Origin of the sequence: Marinobacterium iners (genome assembly GCF_017310015.1) — a bacterium.
Taxonomy (GTDB): Bacteria; Pseudomonadota; Gammaproteobacteria; order Pseudomonadales; family Balneatricaceae; genus Marinobacterium; species Marinobacterium iners.
In genome coordinates, this window is record NZ_CP022297.1 from 1102008 (window position 1) to 1116134 (window position 14127).

The following is a 14127-nucleotide window of genomic DNA, read 5'->3' on the forward strand; positions in this document are numbered from 1 at the left end:
CAATGTTGTTAAGGGGTACGAACCTGTCCGTTGCGGTTCAGCCTTGCAGCAAACGGCTGTGAGCCGCTTCAAGGGCAAAACGATAGCCTTCAGCACCAAAGCCGCAGATGACCCCTACTGCCTTGTCGGACAGGTAGGAGTGCTGGCGGAAGGGCTCGCGAGCATGCACGTTGGACAGGTGCACTTCAATAAAGGGTATGCCCACGCCCAGCAGGGCATCACGCAGTGCGACACTGGTGTGGGTAAAGGCGGCCGGATTGATAATAATGAAACCGGTGCCTTGTGCCGGTGCCTGATGAATACGATCGATCAGGGCGGCTTCGGCATTGCTCTGGAAACACTCGGCTGAATGTCCCAGCGCCGTGGCCTGAGTGACAATCGATGCCTCGATATCGGCAAGTGTGGTGGAGCCATAGATGCCGGGTTCTCGGGTGCCGAGCAGATTCAGGTTTGGACCATTCAGAACCAGAATATGTGCCATGCATTTGCCCCGTCGAAACTCAGTTGCCATGGGTTAAAACCAAGGTCGACTAGTGTGCATGAAAGTTAAATGCCTGTCTATGCTGGCCGTCGGATTTTCGTCTGTTAGCGGCGAGTTTGCCGAAGTTAGCCTTATATATGCGATAGCCGGTGATAATCACCGCTTCAGCGTCAGCGTGCTGCACGATTGACCGCAACCGCCGAATTGTCCATAGTGCAATGCAACATGGAGGCTGCGTCCAGCGGCCCCTGAATAGATGAAATGGCAGGAGACACGAGTGGAACGACTTGAGCGCATCTGGCTTGGAATCTGGGACCGATTTGCGACCGCGCGCAAGCTGCAGCTGGTATTGCTGGTGCTGATTATCTGGCTGCTGGTATCACTGGGTGTTGGCGTCTGGTGGAGCAGCGAACCAGATCGCTTCGATGTGGTCCGCGAGGCAAGTGCACAGACGACAACGGGTAAGCCTGTTACCGGTACTCATACGGTTGCAACGCTGATCACTCTGGGCAATACCCTGTTGGACAAGCCGGGGGGATATTTGAGTAATGACCGTCTGCCACCGGGCATCTGGCTGGATAACATGCCAGCCTGGGAGTTTGGGGTGCTTGTACAGATGCGTGATATGGGGCGCTCACTGCGCAAAAGCATGAGTCGGTCCCAGTCTCAATCGACAGAGGACCCGGCTCTGGCCAAGGCTGAACCACTACTGCACTTCAATAACAACAGCTGGATACTGCCGTCAACTGAAGGTGAGTATCGCAAGGCGATCCACCTGCTGCAGGATTATGCAGACAGGCTGTCGGATGAAAACCAGAGTAATGCCCAGTTCTATGCCCGTGCAGACAATTTGCGTGACTGGCTGGGCGATGTCTCCACTCGGCTCGGAAGTCTGTCGCAACGGCTCAGCGCCAGTGTTGGCCAGCGCCGCGTGAATACCGACCTGGCAGGCGAAACCGGGGCGCGCCAGTCAACCGTGTCGGATACTGAAATTGATGTCAGAACTCCCTGGCTTGAGATAGACAATGTGTTCTATGAAGCCAGGGGGACTACGTGGGCGCTTCTGCATCTGCTCGAAGCGGTCGAACAGGATTTCGGCGAAGCATTGGACCGCAAGGGCGCGCGTGCAAGCCTGCGCCAGATCATCCGTGAGCTGGAATCGACTCAGTCAACCTTGTGGAGCCCAATGGTGCTGAATGGTACCGAGTTTGGTTTTCTTGCCAATCACTCACTGGTGATGGCGTCTTATATATCACGGGCCAACGCAGCCATTATTGATCTGCGTGACCTGCTGGCTCAGGGTTAGGAGTGGAGAAGACTCATGCGTAGAGTGGTATTCAATCAGAAAGGTGGTGTTGGCAAATCCAGTATTACAGTCAATTTGGCAGCGATCAGTGCCAGCCGGGGACTCAAGACACTGGTTATTGATCTTGACCCTCAGTGTAACTCCACCCATTACCTGTTGGGGGATGATGCCAACCAGCCGGATACCGATGCCTACGGTTTTTTTGAGCAGACGCTGAGTTTCCAGCTCAAGCCCAAGGCGCCTGAAGCCTTCATTCACCCGACACCCTTTGCCGGGCTGTCGATTCTGCCGGCACATCCGGAGCTGGGTGATCTGCAGTCGAAACTTGAGAGCAAGCACAAGATCTACAAACTGCGTGATGCGCTCGATGAGCTGGGGGATACGTTTGATGCCATCTATATCGATACACCGCCGGCCTTCAACTTCTTTACACTGTCGGCGCTGGTTGCAGCTGAACGCTGCCTGATCCCGTTTGACTGCGATGAGTTTGCGCGTCAGGCACTCTATAACCTGCTGAATAATGTGCGTGAAACGCGGGCGGACCATAACGAACGGTTGGAAGTGGAAGGCATTGTGGTGAATCAGTATCAGCCCCGCGCCTCCTTGCCCCGCAAGATTGTTGAAGGGCTGCTGGCCGAATCGCTGCCGGTGCTAACCACTCGGCTGTCGGCCTCGGTCAAGATGAAAGAATCTCATAACGAAGCGAAACCTTTGATCCATATGGCTCCCGCCCACAAGCTGACACAGGAGTTTGTGCAGCTGTTCGAGGAGTTGGAAAAGGTTTGACGGTTTGTGTTTGTTCAGAGCATAAAAAACGGAGCCTTGTGGCTCCGTTTTGTCGATATCGCCTGGGATAAATTGCCGGATACCGCTTATTTGTCCGGCGCAATAACCCGACCATCACTCATGAATACGCAGTCGCGCTGAGCGGCACTATCCCGTGCGGCGAGCGATTTGCGTCTCAAACGCAGCAGCCAGGTAAAAATTGCCGTGGCCGACAGCGCGAGAATGACCAATTCCGTCATGCAAACCCTGTAAAATTTCTTCGTACCCCCGCATTGTAACCAGACAGGACGGGATGGCAAGCGTAGATTACATCCCCTTTACTGCGAAGATGCCAGGCGCGTTGCGCCAATAACCCTTGTAGTCCATGCCATAGCCGAAAATGTAGCGATCCTCGATCTCGATCCCTACAAAATCGGCCTTGAACTCCGGGCGTGCCTTGCGGTCATGGCGCTTGTCAACCAGCACGGCACACTGTACTGATGCAGCACCTTCCGCCTTAAGGTAGTCCATCACTTCGGCCAGGGTATGGCCTTCGTCCAGAATGTCATCCACTACCAGTACCGGGCGGTCCTTGAACTCGACCATTGGCGGCACCTTCCATTCCAGCTCGTGGCCGGATGTGGTGTTGCGGTAGCGCGTGGCGTGCAGGTAGCTGGCCACCAGCGGGAAGTTGAGCCGGGTCAGCAGTTGGCCCGCAATCACCAGACCACCATTCATGACCGCAAAAATGACCGGTTCGCGGTCATGAAGTTCGGCGGTAATGTCGGCAGCCATGTTGCTGATTGCCGCTTCCACTTCGGCCTGGCTGTGGAGCAGGTCCGCCTCAATGTAGACGCGCTTGATCTCTTCGGAATCGATAGTGCTCATGGAACCACTCCGGCAATGGCTAATGGCCGCCATTGGCGACCGGATTGTAAAAAAAGTGAGCAAGGGTACTCAGGTTTTGCTGTCTGAGCAATATCAGGCCGTGGGCGTGGATGACATCAGGCGGATCATTCGTTAGTCTTGCCCTGAATTTTTTGTCAAGCCGGACGTTGGTTCAAACGTGCGGCTCCGCCGATGAGGTTGTCCTGCCATGAGTGTTCATGAAATCCACCATCCGCTGGTACAGCACAAGCTGAGCCTGATGCGCTCCAGTAACAAGAGTACCCGCGGCTTTCGCCAGCTGGCAGCCGAGGTTGGTTGCTTGCTGACCTACGAAGCGACCAAGGATCTGGAGCTGGAAGAGTATACCCTGCAGGGCTGGTGTGGTCCGGTCAAGGGGCAACGAATCAAGGGCAAGAAAATTACCGTAGTACCCATTTTGCGAGCAGGGCTTGGCATGCTGGATGGGGTGCTGGAACTGGTTCCCAGTGCCAAAATTTCGGTGGTAGGGCTTTATCGGGATGAAGAAACGCTGCAGCCGGTCACCTATTTCGAAAAACTGGCCAGCGACATTGAGTCGCGCATGGCATTGATAGTGGACCCCATGCTGGCAACGGGTGGTTCCATGATCGCGACCATCGATCTGTTGAAAAAGGCCGGCTGCAGCAGTATTCGCGCGCTGGTGCTGGTAGCGGCCCCTGAAGGAATTGAGAAGGTGCAGGCCGCACACCCGGATGTGGATATATTTACCGCGTCAGTGGATGAGTGCCTGAACGAGCAGGGTTATATTGTGCCCGGGCTGGGTGACGCCGGTGACAAGATTTTCGGCACCAAATAGGAGAGTCGAATATGCAACCCGTTCCTGAACGTAAAGGCGCATTGCATTGGCGCACCATGCTGGCCGGATCGCAGATGCTGTTCGTGGCATTCGGTGCGCTGGTATTGATGCCGTTGTTGACGGGTCTGGATCCGAGTGTGGCGCTGTTTACCGCCGGGATCGGGACACTGCTGTTTCATCTGGTAACCGGGCTCACGGTACCGATTTTTCTGGCATCCTCGTTTGTTTTTATCGCCCCGATTACCTACTCAGTACAGAACTGGGGTGTGGCGGCTACGATGGGCGGTCTGATGGCTGCCGGTGGTGTCTACATGCTGCTGGCACTGGCGGTGAAGCTCAAGGGGGTCGGTTTTCTGCACCGAATCATGCCACCAGTGGTAACAGGGCCGGTCATCATGATCATCGGCCTGGGTCTGGCGCCGATTGCGGTCAATATGGCGATGGGCAAGAGCGGGGATGGTTCGCTTGAGCTGTTCCCCTATGAGCAGGCGATGCTGGTTTCCATGAGTGCGCTGGTGACCACCCTTATCGTGGCTGTGTTTGCTCATGGCATCTTCCGCCTGCTGCCCATTCTGTCGGGTGTGGTGGCAGGTTACGCCGTGGCCCACTTTAGTGGGATGGTGGATTACAGCCCGATCACCGAAGCACGCTGGGTGGCCATGCCGGCATTCGTGATGCCCGAGTTCCATTGGCAGGCGATCCTGTTCATGATCCCGGTGGCGCTGGCACCGGCCATTGAGCATGTAGGCGATATCCTGGCGATCTCAAACGTGACCGGTAAGGACTACGTGCGCAAGCCGGGGCTGCACCGGACCCTGTTTGGCGATGGCCTTGCCACCGCTGCGGCCTCGCTGTTCGGTGGCCCGCCCAACACGACCTACTCCGAAGTGACCGGTGCGGTGATGCTAACCAAGGCTTTCAATCCGGTGATCATGGTCTGGGCCGCAATCGTTGCCATTGCGTTGGCGTTCATTGCCAAGTTTGGCATGGCGCTGCAGACCATTCCGGCGCCGGTGATGGGGGGCATTCTGATCCTGCTGTTCGGTTCCATTGCGGCGGTGGGGATGAATACCCTGATCAAGGCGCATGTGGATATGGCAGAGCAGCGCAATCTGGTGATTGTGGCGACCACGCTGGTGTTCGGTATCGGTGGCATGGCAATGGGGCAGGGCGACCTGAGCCTGCAGGGCGTCAGCCTCTGTGGTGCGGTGGCAATCATTCTGAATCTGATCCTGCCGCAGTCGAAGCAGGTGGATGATGATCTTCACGAAGAGCAGGAAGTGGTCGAGGACATGGTACACCACGCCCGCGACTGATCCTGCCGGCCGGTATCAACGCGAAAGGTAGCGGATACCGGCCTCCAGCCCTTCCAGTGTCAGCGGGTACATATGACCCTCGACCTGCTGCCGAATCATCTGCGTGCTTTGGGTGTACTGCCAGTAGCGCTCGGATGAGGGGTTCAGCCAGATCACCTTGTCCCAGGTGTCCAATATCCGCTGCAGCCAGAGCTGCCCCGGCTCCTCGTTCATGTGTTCCACACTGCCGAAACGGTCCACCAGTTCATAGGGCGACATGGCAGCATCGCCGACAAAGATTACCCGGTAATCACGGCCGTAGGTGTGAAGTACATCCAGAGTTGGTATGGCTTCGTCGTAACGGCGACGGTTGTCGCGCCAGACCTTTTCGTATACGCAGTTGTGAAAGTAAAAGTATTCCAGGTGCTTGAATTCGGTGCGCGCAGCCGAGAACAGCTCTTCGCAGGTGCGGATGAACGGGTCCATGGAGCCGCCTACATCCAAAAACAGCAGTACCTTGGCGGCGTTGTGCCGCTCCGGCACCATTTTCAAATCCAGCAGGCCAGCATTGCGCGCCGTTGAGCGAATGGTGTCATCCAGATCAAGCAGGTCGGCGGCGCCGGTGCGGGCGAACTTGCGCAGTTTGCGCAGGGCAACCTTGATATTGCGCGTGCCCAGCTCCACGCTGTCATCCAGATTGCGGAACTGGCGCTGCTCCCAGACTTTCACTGCACGTTTGTGTTTGCTCTCGCCACCGATTCGAACCCCTTCCGGGTTATAGCCGCTGTGACCAAATGGAGAGGTACCGCCGGTGCCGATCCACTTGTTGCCACCGGCATGGCGTTCACCCTGTTCTTCCAGGCGTTGCTTCAGTGTGTCCAGCAGCTTGTCCAGACCACCCAGTGCCTCGATCTGTGCCTTTTCCTCGTCACTGAGTTGCTTGATGAATTCGCTGTCCAGCCAGTGCGAGGGGATCAAGGCGTCGGTAATATCCCCCTGTGCCTGCAGTCCGGCAAAATACTGCCCGAAGGCACGGTCAAAGCGGTCGTAGTACTTTTCGTCCTTGACCATACAGGCGCGGGCCAGCAGGTAAAAGTCATTCACGTCCAGACAGGCAACCTGCTGTTCCAGTGCGCCGATCAGGTCAAGCAGCTCACGCAGGGAAACCGGCACCTGTCCCTTGCGCAGCTGAGTGAACAGGTCGATCAGCATCAGCGAGCCTCACGGCGCGCCATGAAGGCTAGGCGCTGCAGCATGTGTACATCCTGCTCGTTTTTGAGCAGCGCACCATAGAGCGGAGGCATGGCGCTGGATGGGTCCTGATTGGCCAGCACGTCAGCCGGAATGCGGTCAGCAAGCAGCAGCTTGAGCCAGTCAATTAGCTCTGATGTTGACGGTTTTTTCTTCAGACTGGGGACTTCGCGCAGGCGGAAGAATATTTCCAGTGCCTCGCGCACCAGCGTCTGCTCAACCTGCGGGAAATGCACATCGACGATGGACTGAAGGGTGTCCTTGTCCGGGAAGGCAATGTAGTGGAAGAAACAGCGGCGCAGGAAGGCGTCCGGCAGCTCCTTCTCGTTGTTACTGGTGATGATCACGATGGGGCGTTGACGGGCACGGACGCGTTCACCGGTCTCATACACATCAAACTCCATCTTGTCGAGTTCGGTCAGCAGGTCGTTGGGGAATTCGATATCGGCCTTGTCGATCTCGTCAATCAGCAGTACGACCTGCTCGTCAGCTTCAAACGCCTGCCACAGCATCCCCTTGCGGATGTAATTGCGAATATCATGCACGCGATCGTCACCCAGCTGCGAATCACGCAGGCGGGAAACGGCATCGTAATCGTACAAGCCCTGCTGAGCCTTGGTGGTGGACTTGATGTGCCAGCGCAGCAAAGGTTTGCCCAGTGCGGTGGCCAGCTCTTCAGCCAGCATGGTCTTGCCGGTGCCGGGCTCGCCCTTGACCAGCAGCGGTCGTTGCAGGGTGATGGCGGCGTTGACGGCCATCTGCAGATCGTCGGTGGCAACGTAGCGGTCGGTACCTGAAAACTTCATCGGCTTCTCTGTCGGTTGCTATGGGTCGGTTGGTAAAAGACAGTGGCCAGTGTATCAGAACAGGTCGGGCAGAAAAGAGAGGTAAGGTGAGGATCGATAAGGGGGAGAGCGGGGAGATGTGACAGAGCACATCCCCCGTGGAAGCGAGTCTTACTTGGCGGCTTCGTATGCAGCAGCAGACTTCACGATCTCGGCGCGCGCGGCGTCGGCGTTGGCCCAGCCTTCAACCTTGACCCACTTGCCCTTTTCGAGGGTTTTGTAGTTCTCGAAGAAGTGGGCGATCTGGTCACGGGTCAGCTGAGGAATATCGTCAACATCATGAATATCGTTGTACGCCTGGCTCAGTTTCTCGTGCGGAACGGCAACCAGTTTGGCATCACCGCCGGCTTCGTCGGTCATGTTCAGGATACCGACCGGACGGCAGCGAATGACAGAACCGGTCATTACCGGGTGCGGGGTCAGCACCAATACGTCCAGGGGATCGCCATCGTCTGCCAGAGTGTTGTTGATGTAGCCGTAGTTGGCCGGATAGAACATCGGGGCAGCCATGAAACGGTCAACGAAGATCGCATCAGCGTCTTTGTCGATCTCGTATTTAACCGGGGAGCTTTCCGCCGGGATTTCGATGATCACGTAGATGTCATTCGGCAGATCTTTGCCGGCAGGGACTTTCTCGAAGCTCATGAGCTGTTTTCCTGTTATCGATTACAAGGACAGAACGTATAGCGGGCCGCAGTATAAACTGCCCAGCAGCCCGCCGGAATACGACTTACAGGTGAAACGCCTGTTCAGCAGTCGCAGTGGTACTGCAGCAGCGTCTCGACTTCTTCGCGTGAACCCAGCGCCACGGATACGCGCTGATGGATGTGGTCAGGCTGAATATCCAGTATGTCGCTGTAACATGTGCTGGAGATGCCACCGGCCTGCTCGATCAGCAGGCTCATCGGATTACCTTCGTACATCAGACGCAGTTTGCCGGGCTTGGCGGGTTCGCGTGCATCCCAAGGGTACGTGAAAATACCGCCACGGGTCAGGACACGATGCACCTCGGCCACCATGGAGGCGATCCAGCGCATGTTGTAGTTCTTGCCACGGGGGCCTTCGGCACCCTTGAGCAGGTCGTCAACATAGTTGCGCATCGAAGGTTCCCAGAAGCGGTGGTTCGACATGTTAATGGCGAACTCTTTGGTTTCTTCGGGGATCTTGACGTTTTCACGAGTCAGCAGGAAATCACCGGTGTGAGCAAGGGTAAACATGTTGACGCCATGCCCGGTGGTCAGTGCCAGAACCGCTGAAGGACCATACAGTACATAGCCGGAAGCCACCTGTTTGCGACCTGCCTGCAGGAACATGTCCACATTATCATCCGTGGCGCCCTCAGGGGCTTCAAGGATGGAAAAGATGGTGCCCACGGAAACATTGATGTCGATGTTGGAAGAGCCGTCCAGAGGGTCGAAAGTCACCAGGAAGCGACCATTTGGGTTGCCGAAGACAGGGTCGTCTTCCTCTTCAGACGCGAGGCCGCGGACAAGAGGATTGTCGAGCAGCACCTTTTTCAGCACGTCGTTGGAAATGACATCCAGCTTCTTCTGGGTTTCACCCTGAACGTTGGTGTCATTGGTGGTGCCGAGAATACCGGCCAGAGCGCCCTCTCGCAGTTGCAGTGCGATCTCCTTGCAGGCGATCATCAGTGTGTCGATCAGTTCAACGAGTTCGAGGTCGGTGTCGTGGTGTTTCAGGTAGTTGCTGAGCAGCTGCATCTGTGAATTCGGCCTTTGTTTGATCCGATGGGAAAGACGCGCTGAATTGTACGCTATCCTGATGGATTTTGCATAAGAACAGATCGTTTCCGGTGCGGTTTTCGTAGCGCCAAGCTGATATGATGCGATGCATTCAGAACAAGAAAAGGAGCATCCGAGTGCACATCCATATTCTCGGAATTTGCGGTACCTTCATGGGGTCGCTGGCGATACTGGCCAAACAGCTGGGGCACCGGGTCACCGGCTCGGATGCGAATGTCTATCCACCCATGAGCACGCAGCTGGAGCAGCAGGGAATTGAGCTGATCCAGGGTTACGATCCGGTGCAACTGGAGCCGGCCCCCGATATGGTGGTCATCGGCAACGCCATGAGTCGCGGCAACCCCTGTGTTGAGCATGTGCTGGAGCATAATTTGCGCTACACCTCGGGTCCTCAGTGGCTACACGACAATCTTTTGGCCGACCGCTGGGTGCTGGCGGTAGCCGGTACCCATGGTAAAACCACGACCGCTACCATGTTGGCCTGGATTCTTGAACAGGCGGGCATGTCGCCCGGTTTTCTGATAGGCGGCGTGCCGCTCAACTTTGAAACCTCTGCCCGTATCGGAGAAACCCCTTTCTTTGTGATTGAAGCGGACGAATACGACACTGCCTTTTTCGATAAGCGTTCGAAGTTTGTGCACTATCACCCCCGCACCCTGATTCTGAATAACCTTGAGTTCGACCACGCGGATATCTTTCCTGATCTGGCGGCGATTCAGCGCCAGTTCCATCACTTGATGCGGATCTTGCCCGCCACCGGACAGGTTATCATGCCGGCAGATTCGGCAGCGCTTGATGATGTAATCGACATGGGGTGCTGGAGTGAGCGAGTACTGACTGGCTTTGATCGTCGTGCCAGCTGGTCGGCTCAGCTTCTGAGCGAAGATGGCAGTCACTTTTCCGTTCAGCACCAGGGCGAGAGTCTGGGCGAAGTGTGCTGGTCACTGACCGGCCTGCACAACGTGAGCAATGCGATTAATGCACTGGTGGCGGCACGTCATGTTGGCGTTCAGCCAGAGCATGCGATTGAAGCGCTGAGCCAGTTCGGCGGTGTCAAGCGGCGAATGGAGCGGTTGGGCGAGGTGGCCGGGATCACCGTGTATGACGACTTTGCGCACCACCCCAGTGCAATTCAGACCACGCTGGAGGGGCTGCGTGCCCGTGTGGGCAAACGCCAGGCAGTGGTGGCCGTGATTGAACTGCGCTCCAACACCATGAGGCTGGGTGCCCACAAGGCACAGCTTGCCGAAGCAACCGCCATGGCGGATCAGGTGTACTGGTATCAGCCGGAAGGGCTGGACTGGTCGCTGGATGAAGTGGTGGCACAGAGCCCTGTCCCGGCACGGCTGGAAACGGAAATATGTCCGCTTGTTAACCGTCTGGCAAGCGAATTGCCGCGCGGTGCGCAGGTCGTGATCATGAGTAATGGCGGCTTTGGCGGTATTCACCAGAAGTTGCTGAAGGCGCTGGAGCAGCGGGAGTCGATTCATGTCCTCTGACAGTGGTTTTGCTGGGCGTGTGACGCTGGCCATTACCGGCGCATCCGGTGTTCAGTATGGGTTGCGTCTTCTGCAGTGCCTGTTGGCGCAGAACCAGCAAGTGCTGTTAATGGTGTCGAAAGCAGCCCAGGTTGTGATCGCAACCGAGACCGACCTCAAACTCCCAGGATCGCCCGATGCAATGGAACACTTTCTGACTGAGCAGTACGGCGCCATGGCAGGTCAGCTGTGTGTGTTCGGGCGCGAACAATGGATGGCTCCGGTGGCGTCCGGTTCGGGTGCGCCTTCTGCCATGGTTGTGTGTCCCTGCAGTACCGGTACCCTGTCGGCCATCGCCTGTGGTGCCAGCAATAACCTGATCGAGCGGGCGGCAGATGTGGCATTGAAAGAGCGCAGGCAGCTGATACTGGTACCCCGCGAGGCGCCTTATTCCGAGATCCATCTGGAGCATATGCTCAAGCTGACTCGCATGGGGAGTGTCATCATTCCGGCCAGCCCCGGATTCTATCATCGCCCACAAAGTGTCGAAGATATGGTGGACTTTGTAGTGGCGCGTATCCTGTCGCAACTTGGGCTCGAACAAGCACTGTTGCCACGCTGGGGTGAGGCGCTGATTCAGGGCGGGTGATTTGTTCACTCCAGCTGATTACAATAGCCCCGTTTTTGACCGACCGAGAAGACTATGTCCAAGATACTGGCCCTGGATACCTCTACCGATGCCTGTTCAGCGGCGCTGCTGCTGGGTGATCAGTTGACTGATCGCTTTGTCATCGAGCCGCGCCGCCATACCCATCTGTTGTTGCCGATGGTTGAAGAGCTGCTGGCTGAAGCCGGTGTGGCTTTGAACAGTCTGGATGCCATCGCCTTTGGCCGTGGCCCCGGCTCTTTCGCCGGCATTCGCATTGCGACCGGAGCCGCTCAGGGGTTGGCGCTGGCAGCAGATCTGCCGGTGGTGCCGGTTTCAACCCTGAAGGCGATCGCCTGGGCAGAAGGTGAAGACAGCTGCTCGCAGTTGACGGTGCTGGACGCTCGCATGGACGAGGTCTACTGGTGTGCATGGCAGTGGCAGGACGGTGAGCCGGTTGCACTGGTCGAGGAACAGGTATGTGCCCCGGCACAGATCCACCTGCCGCCGGAAAGCCCTGTCCGGTCTTTTGTCGGGTTGGGCAGTGGCTGGTGTTATCGTGAGCGGATGCCGGAAGAGCTGGTGCGTCAGGTTCGTGAGATCAAAGCGGAGGTCTACCCGCAGGCCTCGGCGATGGCACAGCTGGCTCAGCGAGTGTTCAAGCAGGGAGCAGCCATGGCGCCGGATGATGCGCGCCCAGTTTATCTGCGCGATCAGGTTGCCTGGAAGAAAAAGGATCAGCAGTGAACTTCAGTGACTGGCTGCATACCTTTTGCCTGGCCGTGATTCAGGGGCTGACGGAGTTTCTGCCCATCTCCAGTTCGGCGCATCTGATTCTGCCTTCCCAGTTGCTGGGGTGGGAGGATCAGGGGCTGGCGTTTGATGTCGGCGTTCATGTCGGCACTCTGCTGGCGGTTGTCTATTATTTCCGTCGAGAGGTCAGTGGTATGGCCATGGCCTGGGGGCGTTCTTTGGGTGGGCCGTGCGATGCCGAAGGCAAGCTGGCCTGGTTGGTGGTGCTGGCGACTCTGCCCGCTATGTTCAGCGGGCTCATGTTTGCAGGCCTGATCGAACAGTATGGTCGCTCGATACTGGTGATAGCGGCTGCTACGCTGATTTTTGGCGTTTTGTTGGGCTGGGCTGACAGTCGCCGGCAGGAATGTCGCGGAATTCGTGAGCTGACGCGACGCGATGCTGTCATGATTGGTATGGCGCAGGCTTTGGCCCTGATACCCGGTACCTCGCGTTCAGGAATCACCATTACGGCGGCTTTAATGCTGGGATTCGAGCGTCAGAGTGCTGCGCGGTTTTCATTTTTGTTGTCAATCCCGATCATATTTGGTGCCGGAGTGCTGCAGGTAGCGCGGCTTTCTGAGCAGGGCAGTGGTGCTCACTGGCTGCAGATTGGTGTCGGTACACTGGTTGCCGGACTCAGCGCGCTGGCCTGTATCCACCTGTTCCTCAAATGGCTGGATCGTGTTGGTATGATGCCGTTTGTCTGGTATCGGCTGGCGTTGGGGGTTGTGCTTTTGCTGGTCTGGTTGGCAGGCCCCGGGGGGCTGGTGTGAATCTGGCCGTAGGTTGGCAGTATGAGGACGGCAGGGCAACAGCAGAAACATTGGCGCTTGAGCTTGGTCTTCCCTGTGTTGCGTCTCCGGATCTGGCCTCTGCCGAGCCTTGGCAGCAGGTGCTGTTGTTTGACTTGCAGGGACTGGCGCTTTACGCGACCGGGCCAAAACGCCCGGGACCTGTCAGGGCCGATTTCGTGTCCGGCGCGGTTGCGCATCGGCGTCAGTTTGGCGGCGGTACGGGGCAGCTGATCGCCAAGGCCTGCGGTATCAAGTCAGGCATACGCCCAACCATTGTTGATGCGACCGCAGGCCTTGGGCGAGATGCCTTTGTGCTGGCGACGCTGGGCTGTCAGGTACACATGCTGGAACGCTCATCGGTTGTGCATGCACTTCTGGCAGCCGGGCTGGAACAGGCCCTCAGTGTGCCTGATCTGGCCGAAACGCTGCAGCGAATGACGCTGGAGCGGGCTGACGGGCGTACCTGGCTGCAGAAGTGTCCTGAGCAGCAACAGCCAGACCTGGTCTACCTTGATCCCATGTTCCCGCATACGGACAAGAAGGCTCAGGTCAAGAAGGAGATGCTGGCGTTCCGAGAGTTGGTGGGCCAGGATACCGATGATGCCGAGTTGCTGGCGGCGGCGCTAGAGGCTGCACGCTGTCGGGTGGTGGTCAAACGCGCCCGAAAGGCGCCTGCCATCACGGGTCAAAAGCCTTCCTACTCGCTGGAAGGCAAGTCCAGCCGCTATGACATCTATGCCCTGCGAGCGTTGGGTGGAGCCCAGAGTTCTCAGTAATGGGGCGGCGGTACATCGGCTGCGGGCGCTTCTTCACTGCCGCCGAGTTCACGTAGCTGGCCGTGCAGAATCTTGACCATTCGTGTCAGTTTTTCCAGATCCATTTCCTGCCGCGCCACGACTTCACTCAGCTTGTCGATGGCGTCTTCCTGAAAAGCGATGCGTGATTCCAGCTCTGCCAGGGTATCGTTGTCGGCCATAATGACCTC

18 protein-coding genes are annotated in these 14127 nt (G+C 57.3%); 10 read left to right on the top strand and 8 right to left on the bottom strand.

The genetic code is table 11. From position 1 onward, the window contains the following. Positions 1–37: 37 nt before the first annotated feature. The gene (aroQ, locus tag CFI10_RS05365) at positions 38–481 is read right to left on the bottom strand and encodes a type II 3-dehydroquinate dehydratase (protein WP_091825343.1); all 444 of its coding nucleotides are present in this window, start codon (positions 479–481) and stop codon (positions 38–40) included. 256 nt (positions 482–737) lie between these two features. On the opposite strand from aroQ, the gene CFI10_RS05370 reads away from it, so the two are divergent. After that, positions 738–1787 (top strand): DUF2333 family protein, encoded by a 1050-nt coding sequence (locus CFI10_RS05370; RefSeq protein WP_206840362.1) that lies wholly within the window; start codon positions 738–740, stop codon positions 1785–1787. 15 nt (positions 1788–1802) lie between these two features. Further along, positions 1803–2573 (top strand): ParA family protein, encoded by a 771-nt coding sequence (locus tag CFI10_RS05375; protein ID WP_206840364.1) that lies wholly within the window; start codon positions 1803–1805, stop codon positions 2571–2573. A gap of 86 nt (positions 2574–2659) precedes the next feature. Here the strand turns inward: CFI10_RS05375 and CFI10_RS05380 are convergent, their stop codons facing one another. Together CFI10_RS05380 and CFI10_RS05385 are read right to left on the bottom strand one after the other, a co-directional pair. Further along, positions 2660–2812: a hypothetical protein gene (locus tag CFI10_RS05380; protein ID WP_175527616.1), complete on the bottom strand. Its 153-nt coding sequence runs from the start codon at positions 2810–2812 to the stop codon at positions 2660–2662. A gap of 67 nt (positions 2813–2879) precedes the next feature. Then, on the bottom strand, positions 2880–3440 hold the full coding sequence (locus tag CFI10_RS05385; protein ID WP_091825351.1) for a hypoxanthine-guanine phosphoribosyltransferase: 561 nt from the start codon (positions 3438–3440) through the stop codon (positions 2880–2882). Between CFI10_RS05385 and CFI10_RS05390 the strand changes: the two genes are divergently transcribed. The 3 genes from CFI10_RS05390 to CFI10_RS05400 all read left to right on the top strand — a co-directional run bounded on the left by CFI10_RS05390 (position 3439) and on the right by CFI10_RS05400 (position 5591). After that, positions 3439–3576, top strand: coding sequence for a hypothetical protein (locus CFI10_RS05390; protein WP_206840366.1), 138 nt, complete (start codon positions 3439–3441; stop codon positions 3574–3576). The two genes, CFI10_RS05385 and CFI10_RS05390, sit on opposite strands and share 2 nt — an antisense overlap. 72 nt (positions 3577–3648) lie before the next feature. After that, positions 3649–4275, top strand: a complete 627-nt coding sequence (upp, locus tag CFI10_RS05395; protein ID WP_091825354.1) for a uracil phosphoribosyltransferase — start codon at positions 3649–3651, stop codon at positions 4273–4275. Between the two features lie 11 nt (positions 4276–4286). Next, the gene (locus CFI10_RS05400) at positions 4287–5591 is read left to right on the top strand and encodes a uracil-xanthine permease family protein (RefSeq protein ID WP_206840369.1); all 1305 of its coding nucleotides are present in this window, start codon (positions 4287–4289) and stop codon (positions 5589–5591) included. A gap of 15 nt (positions 5592–5606) precedes the next feature. On the opposite strand, the gene CFI10_RS05405 is transcribed toward CFI10_RS05400, so the two are convergent. From CFI10_RS05405 to CFI10_RS05420, 4 genes are all read right to left on the bottom strand, one after another. Further along, entirely contained in the window at positions 5607–6782 is a 1176-nt protein-coding gene (locus CFI10_RS05405; protein ID WP_206840370.1) for a vWA domain-containing protein, read from the bottom strand. Then, positions 6782–7627, bottom strand: coding sequence for an AAA family ATPase (locus CFI10_RS05410; RefSeq protein ID WP_206840372.1), 846 nt, complete (start codon positions 7625–7627; stop codon positions 6782–6784). The genes CFI10_RS05405 and CFI10_RS05410 overlap by 1 nt, the downstream gene beginning before the upstream one ends. A 150-nt stretch (positions 7628–7777) precedes the next feature. Further along, positions 7778–8311 (bottom strand): inorganic diphosphatase, encoded by a 534-nt coding sequence (gene ppa / locus CFI10_RS05415; protein ID WP_091825366.1) that lies wholly within the window; start codon positions 8309–8311, stop codon positions 7778–7780. A 104-nt stretch (positions 8312–8415) separates the two neighbouring features. After that, positions 8416–9387, bottom strand: coding sequence for a class 1 fructose-bisphosphatase (locus CFI10_RS05420; protein ID WP_206840374.1), 972 nt, complete (start codon positions 9385–9387; stop codon positions 8416–8418). A gap of 158 nt (positions 9388–9545) precedes the next feature. On the opposite strand from CFI10_RS05420, the gene mpl reads away from it, so the two are divergent. The 5 genes from mpl to CFI10_RS05445 are packed head-to-tail and all read left to right on the top strand — an operon-like array spanning position 9546 to position 13918. Then, a complete protein-coding gene (gene mpl, locus CFI10_RS05425; RefSeq protein ID WP_206840377.1) occupies positions 9546–10928 on the top strand; it encodes a UDP-N-acetylmuramate:L-alanyl-gamma-D-glutamyl-meso-diaminopimelate ligase in 1383 nt (460 codons plus the stop codon). Beyond that, positions 10918–11556, top strand: coding sequence for a flavin prenyltransferase UbiX (locus tag CFI10_RS05430; protein WP_206840379.1), 639 nt, complete (start codon positions 10918–10920; stop codon positions 11554–11556). The genes mpl and CFI10_RS05430 overlap by 11 nt, the downstream gene beginning before the upstream one ends. A gap of 54 nt (positions 11557–11610) precedes the next feature. Next, positions 11611–12300 (top strand): tRNA (adenosine(37)-N6)-threonylcarbamoyltransferase complex dimerization subunit type 1 TsaB, encoded by a 690-nt coding sequence (gene tsaB / locus CFI10_RS05435; protein ID WP_206840382.1) that lies wholly within the window; start codon positions 11611–11613, stop codon positions 12298–12300. Continuing rightward, positions 12297–13121 carry an undecaprenyl-diphosphate phosphatase gene (locus tag CFI10_RS05440; protein WP_206840383.1) on the top strand — a complete coding sequence of 275 codons (825 nt, stop codon included), beginning with the start codon at positions 12297–12299 and terminating at the stop codon, positions 13119–13121. Before tsaB ends, CFI10_RS05440 begins: the two co-directional genes overlap by 4 nt. After that, positions 13118–13918, top strand: coding sequence for a class I SAM-dependent methyltransferase (locus CFI10_RS05445; protein WP_242530123.1), 801 nt, complete (start codon positions 13118–13120; stop codon positions 13916–13918). Before CFI10_RS05440 ends, CFI10_RS05445 begins: the two co-directional genes overlap by 4 nt. Here the strand turns inward: CFI10_RS05445 and CFI10_RS05450 are convergent. Continuing rightward, entirely contained in the window at positions 13912–14118 is a 207-nt protein-coding gene (locus CFI10_RS05450; RefSeq protein WP_091825386.1) for a SlyX family protein, read from the bottom strand. The two genes, CFI10_RS05445 and CFI10_RS05450, sit on opposite strands and share 7 nt — an antisense overlap. Positions 14119–14127 lie beyond the last annotated feature (9 nt).

What these genes read in the sequence shown, in the direction of transcription:
- aroQ (WP_091825343.1), bottom strand. Translation starts at nt 481, where the DNA reads ATGGCACATATTCTGGTTCTGAATGGTCCAAACCTGAATCTGCTCGGC.
- CFI10_RS05370 (WP_206840362.1), top strand. Translation starts at nt 738, where the DNA reads ATGAAATGGCAGGAGACACGAGTGGAACGACTTGAGCGCATCTGGCTT.
- CFI10_RS05375 (WP_206840364.1), top strand. Translation starts at nt 1,803, where the DNA reads ATGCGTAGAGTGGTATTCAATCAGAAAGGTGGTGTTGGCAAATCCAGT.
- CFI10_RS05380 (WP_175527616.1), bottom strand. Translation starts at nt 2,812, where the DNA reads ATGACGGAATTGGTCATTCTCGCGCTGTCGGCCACGGCAATTTTTACC.
- CFI10_RS05390 (WP_206840366.1), top strand. Translation starts at nt 3,439, where the DNA reads ATGGAACCACTCCGGCAATGGCTAATGGCCGCCATTGGCGACCGGATT.
- CFI10_RS05385 (WP_091825351.1), bottom strand. Translation starts at nt 3,440, where the DNA reads ATGAGCACTATCGATTCCGAAGAGATCAAGCGCGTCTACATTGAGGCG.
- upp (WP_091825354.1), top strand. Translation starts at nt 3,649, where the DNA reads ATGAGTGTTCATGAAATCCACCATCCGCTGGTACAGCACAAGCTGAGC.
- CFI10_RS05400 (WP_206840369.1), top strand. Translation starts at nt 4,287, where the DNA reads ATGCAACCCGTTCCTGAACGTAAAGGCGCATTGCATTGGCGCACCATG.
- CFI10_RS05405 (WP_206840370.1), bottom strand. Translation starts at nt 6,782, where the DNA reads ATGCTGATCGACCTGTTCACTCAGCTGCGCAAGGGACAGGTGCCGGTT.
- CFI10_RS05410 (WP_206840372.1), bottom strand. Translation starts at nt 7,627, where the DNA reads ATGAAGTTTTCAGGTACCGACCGCTACGTTGCCACCGACGATCTGCAG.
- ppa (WP_091825366.1), bottom strand. Translation starts at nt 8,311, where the DNA reads ATGAGCTTCGAGAAAGTCCCTGCCGGCAAAGATCTGCCGAATGACATC.
- CFI10_RS05420 (WP_206840374.1), bottom strand. Translation starts at nt 9,387, where the DNA reads ATGCAGCTGCTCAGCAACTACCTGAAACACCACGACACCGACCTCGAA.
- CFI10_RS05430 (WP_206840379.1), top strand. Translation starts at nt 10,918, where the DNA reads ATGTCCTCTGACAGTGGTTTTGCTGGGCGTGTGACGCTGGCCATTACC.
- tsaB (WP_206840382.1), top strand. Translation starts at nt 11,611, where the DNA reads ATGTCCAAGATACTGGCCCTGGATACCTCTACCGATGCCTGTTCAGCG.
- CFI10_RS05450 (WP_091825386.1), bottom strand. Translation starts at nt 14,118, where the DNA reads ATGGCCGACAACGATACCCTGGCAGAGCTGGAATCACGCATCGCTTTT.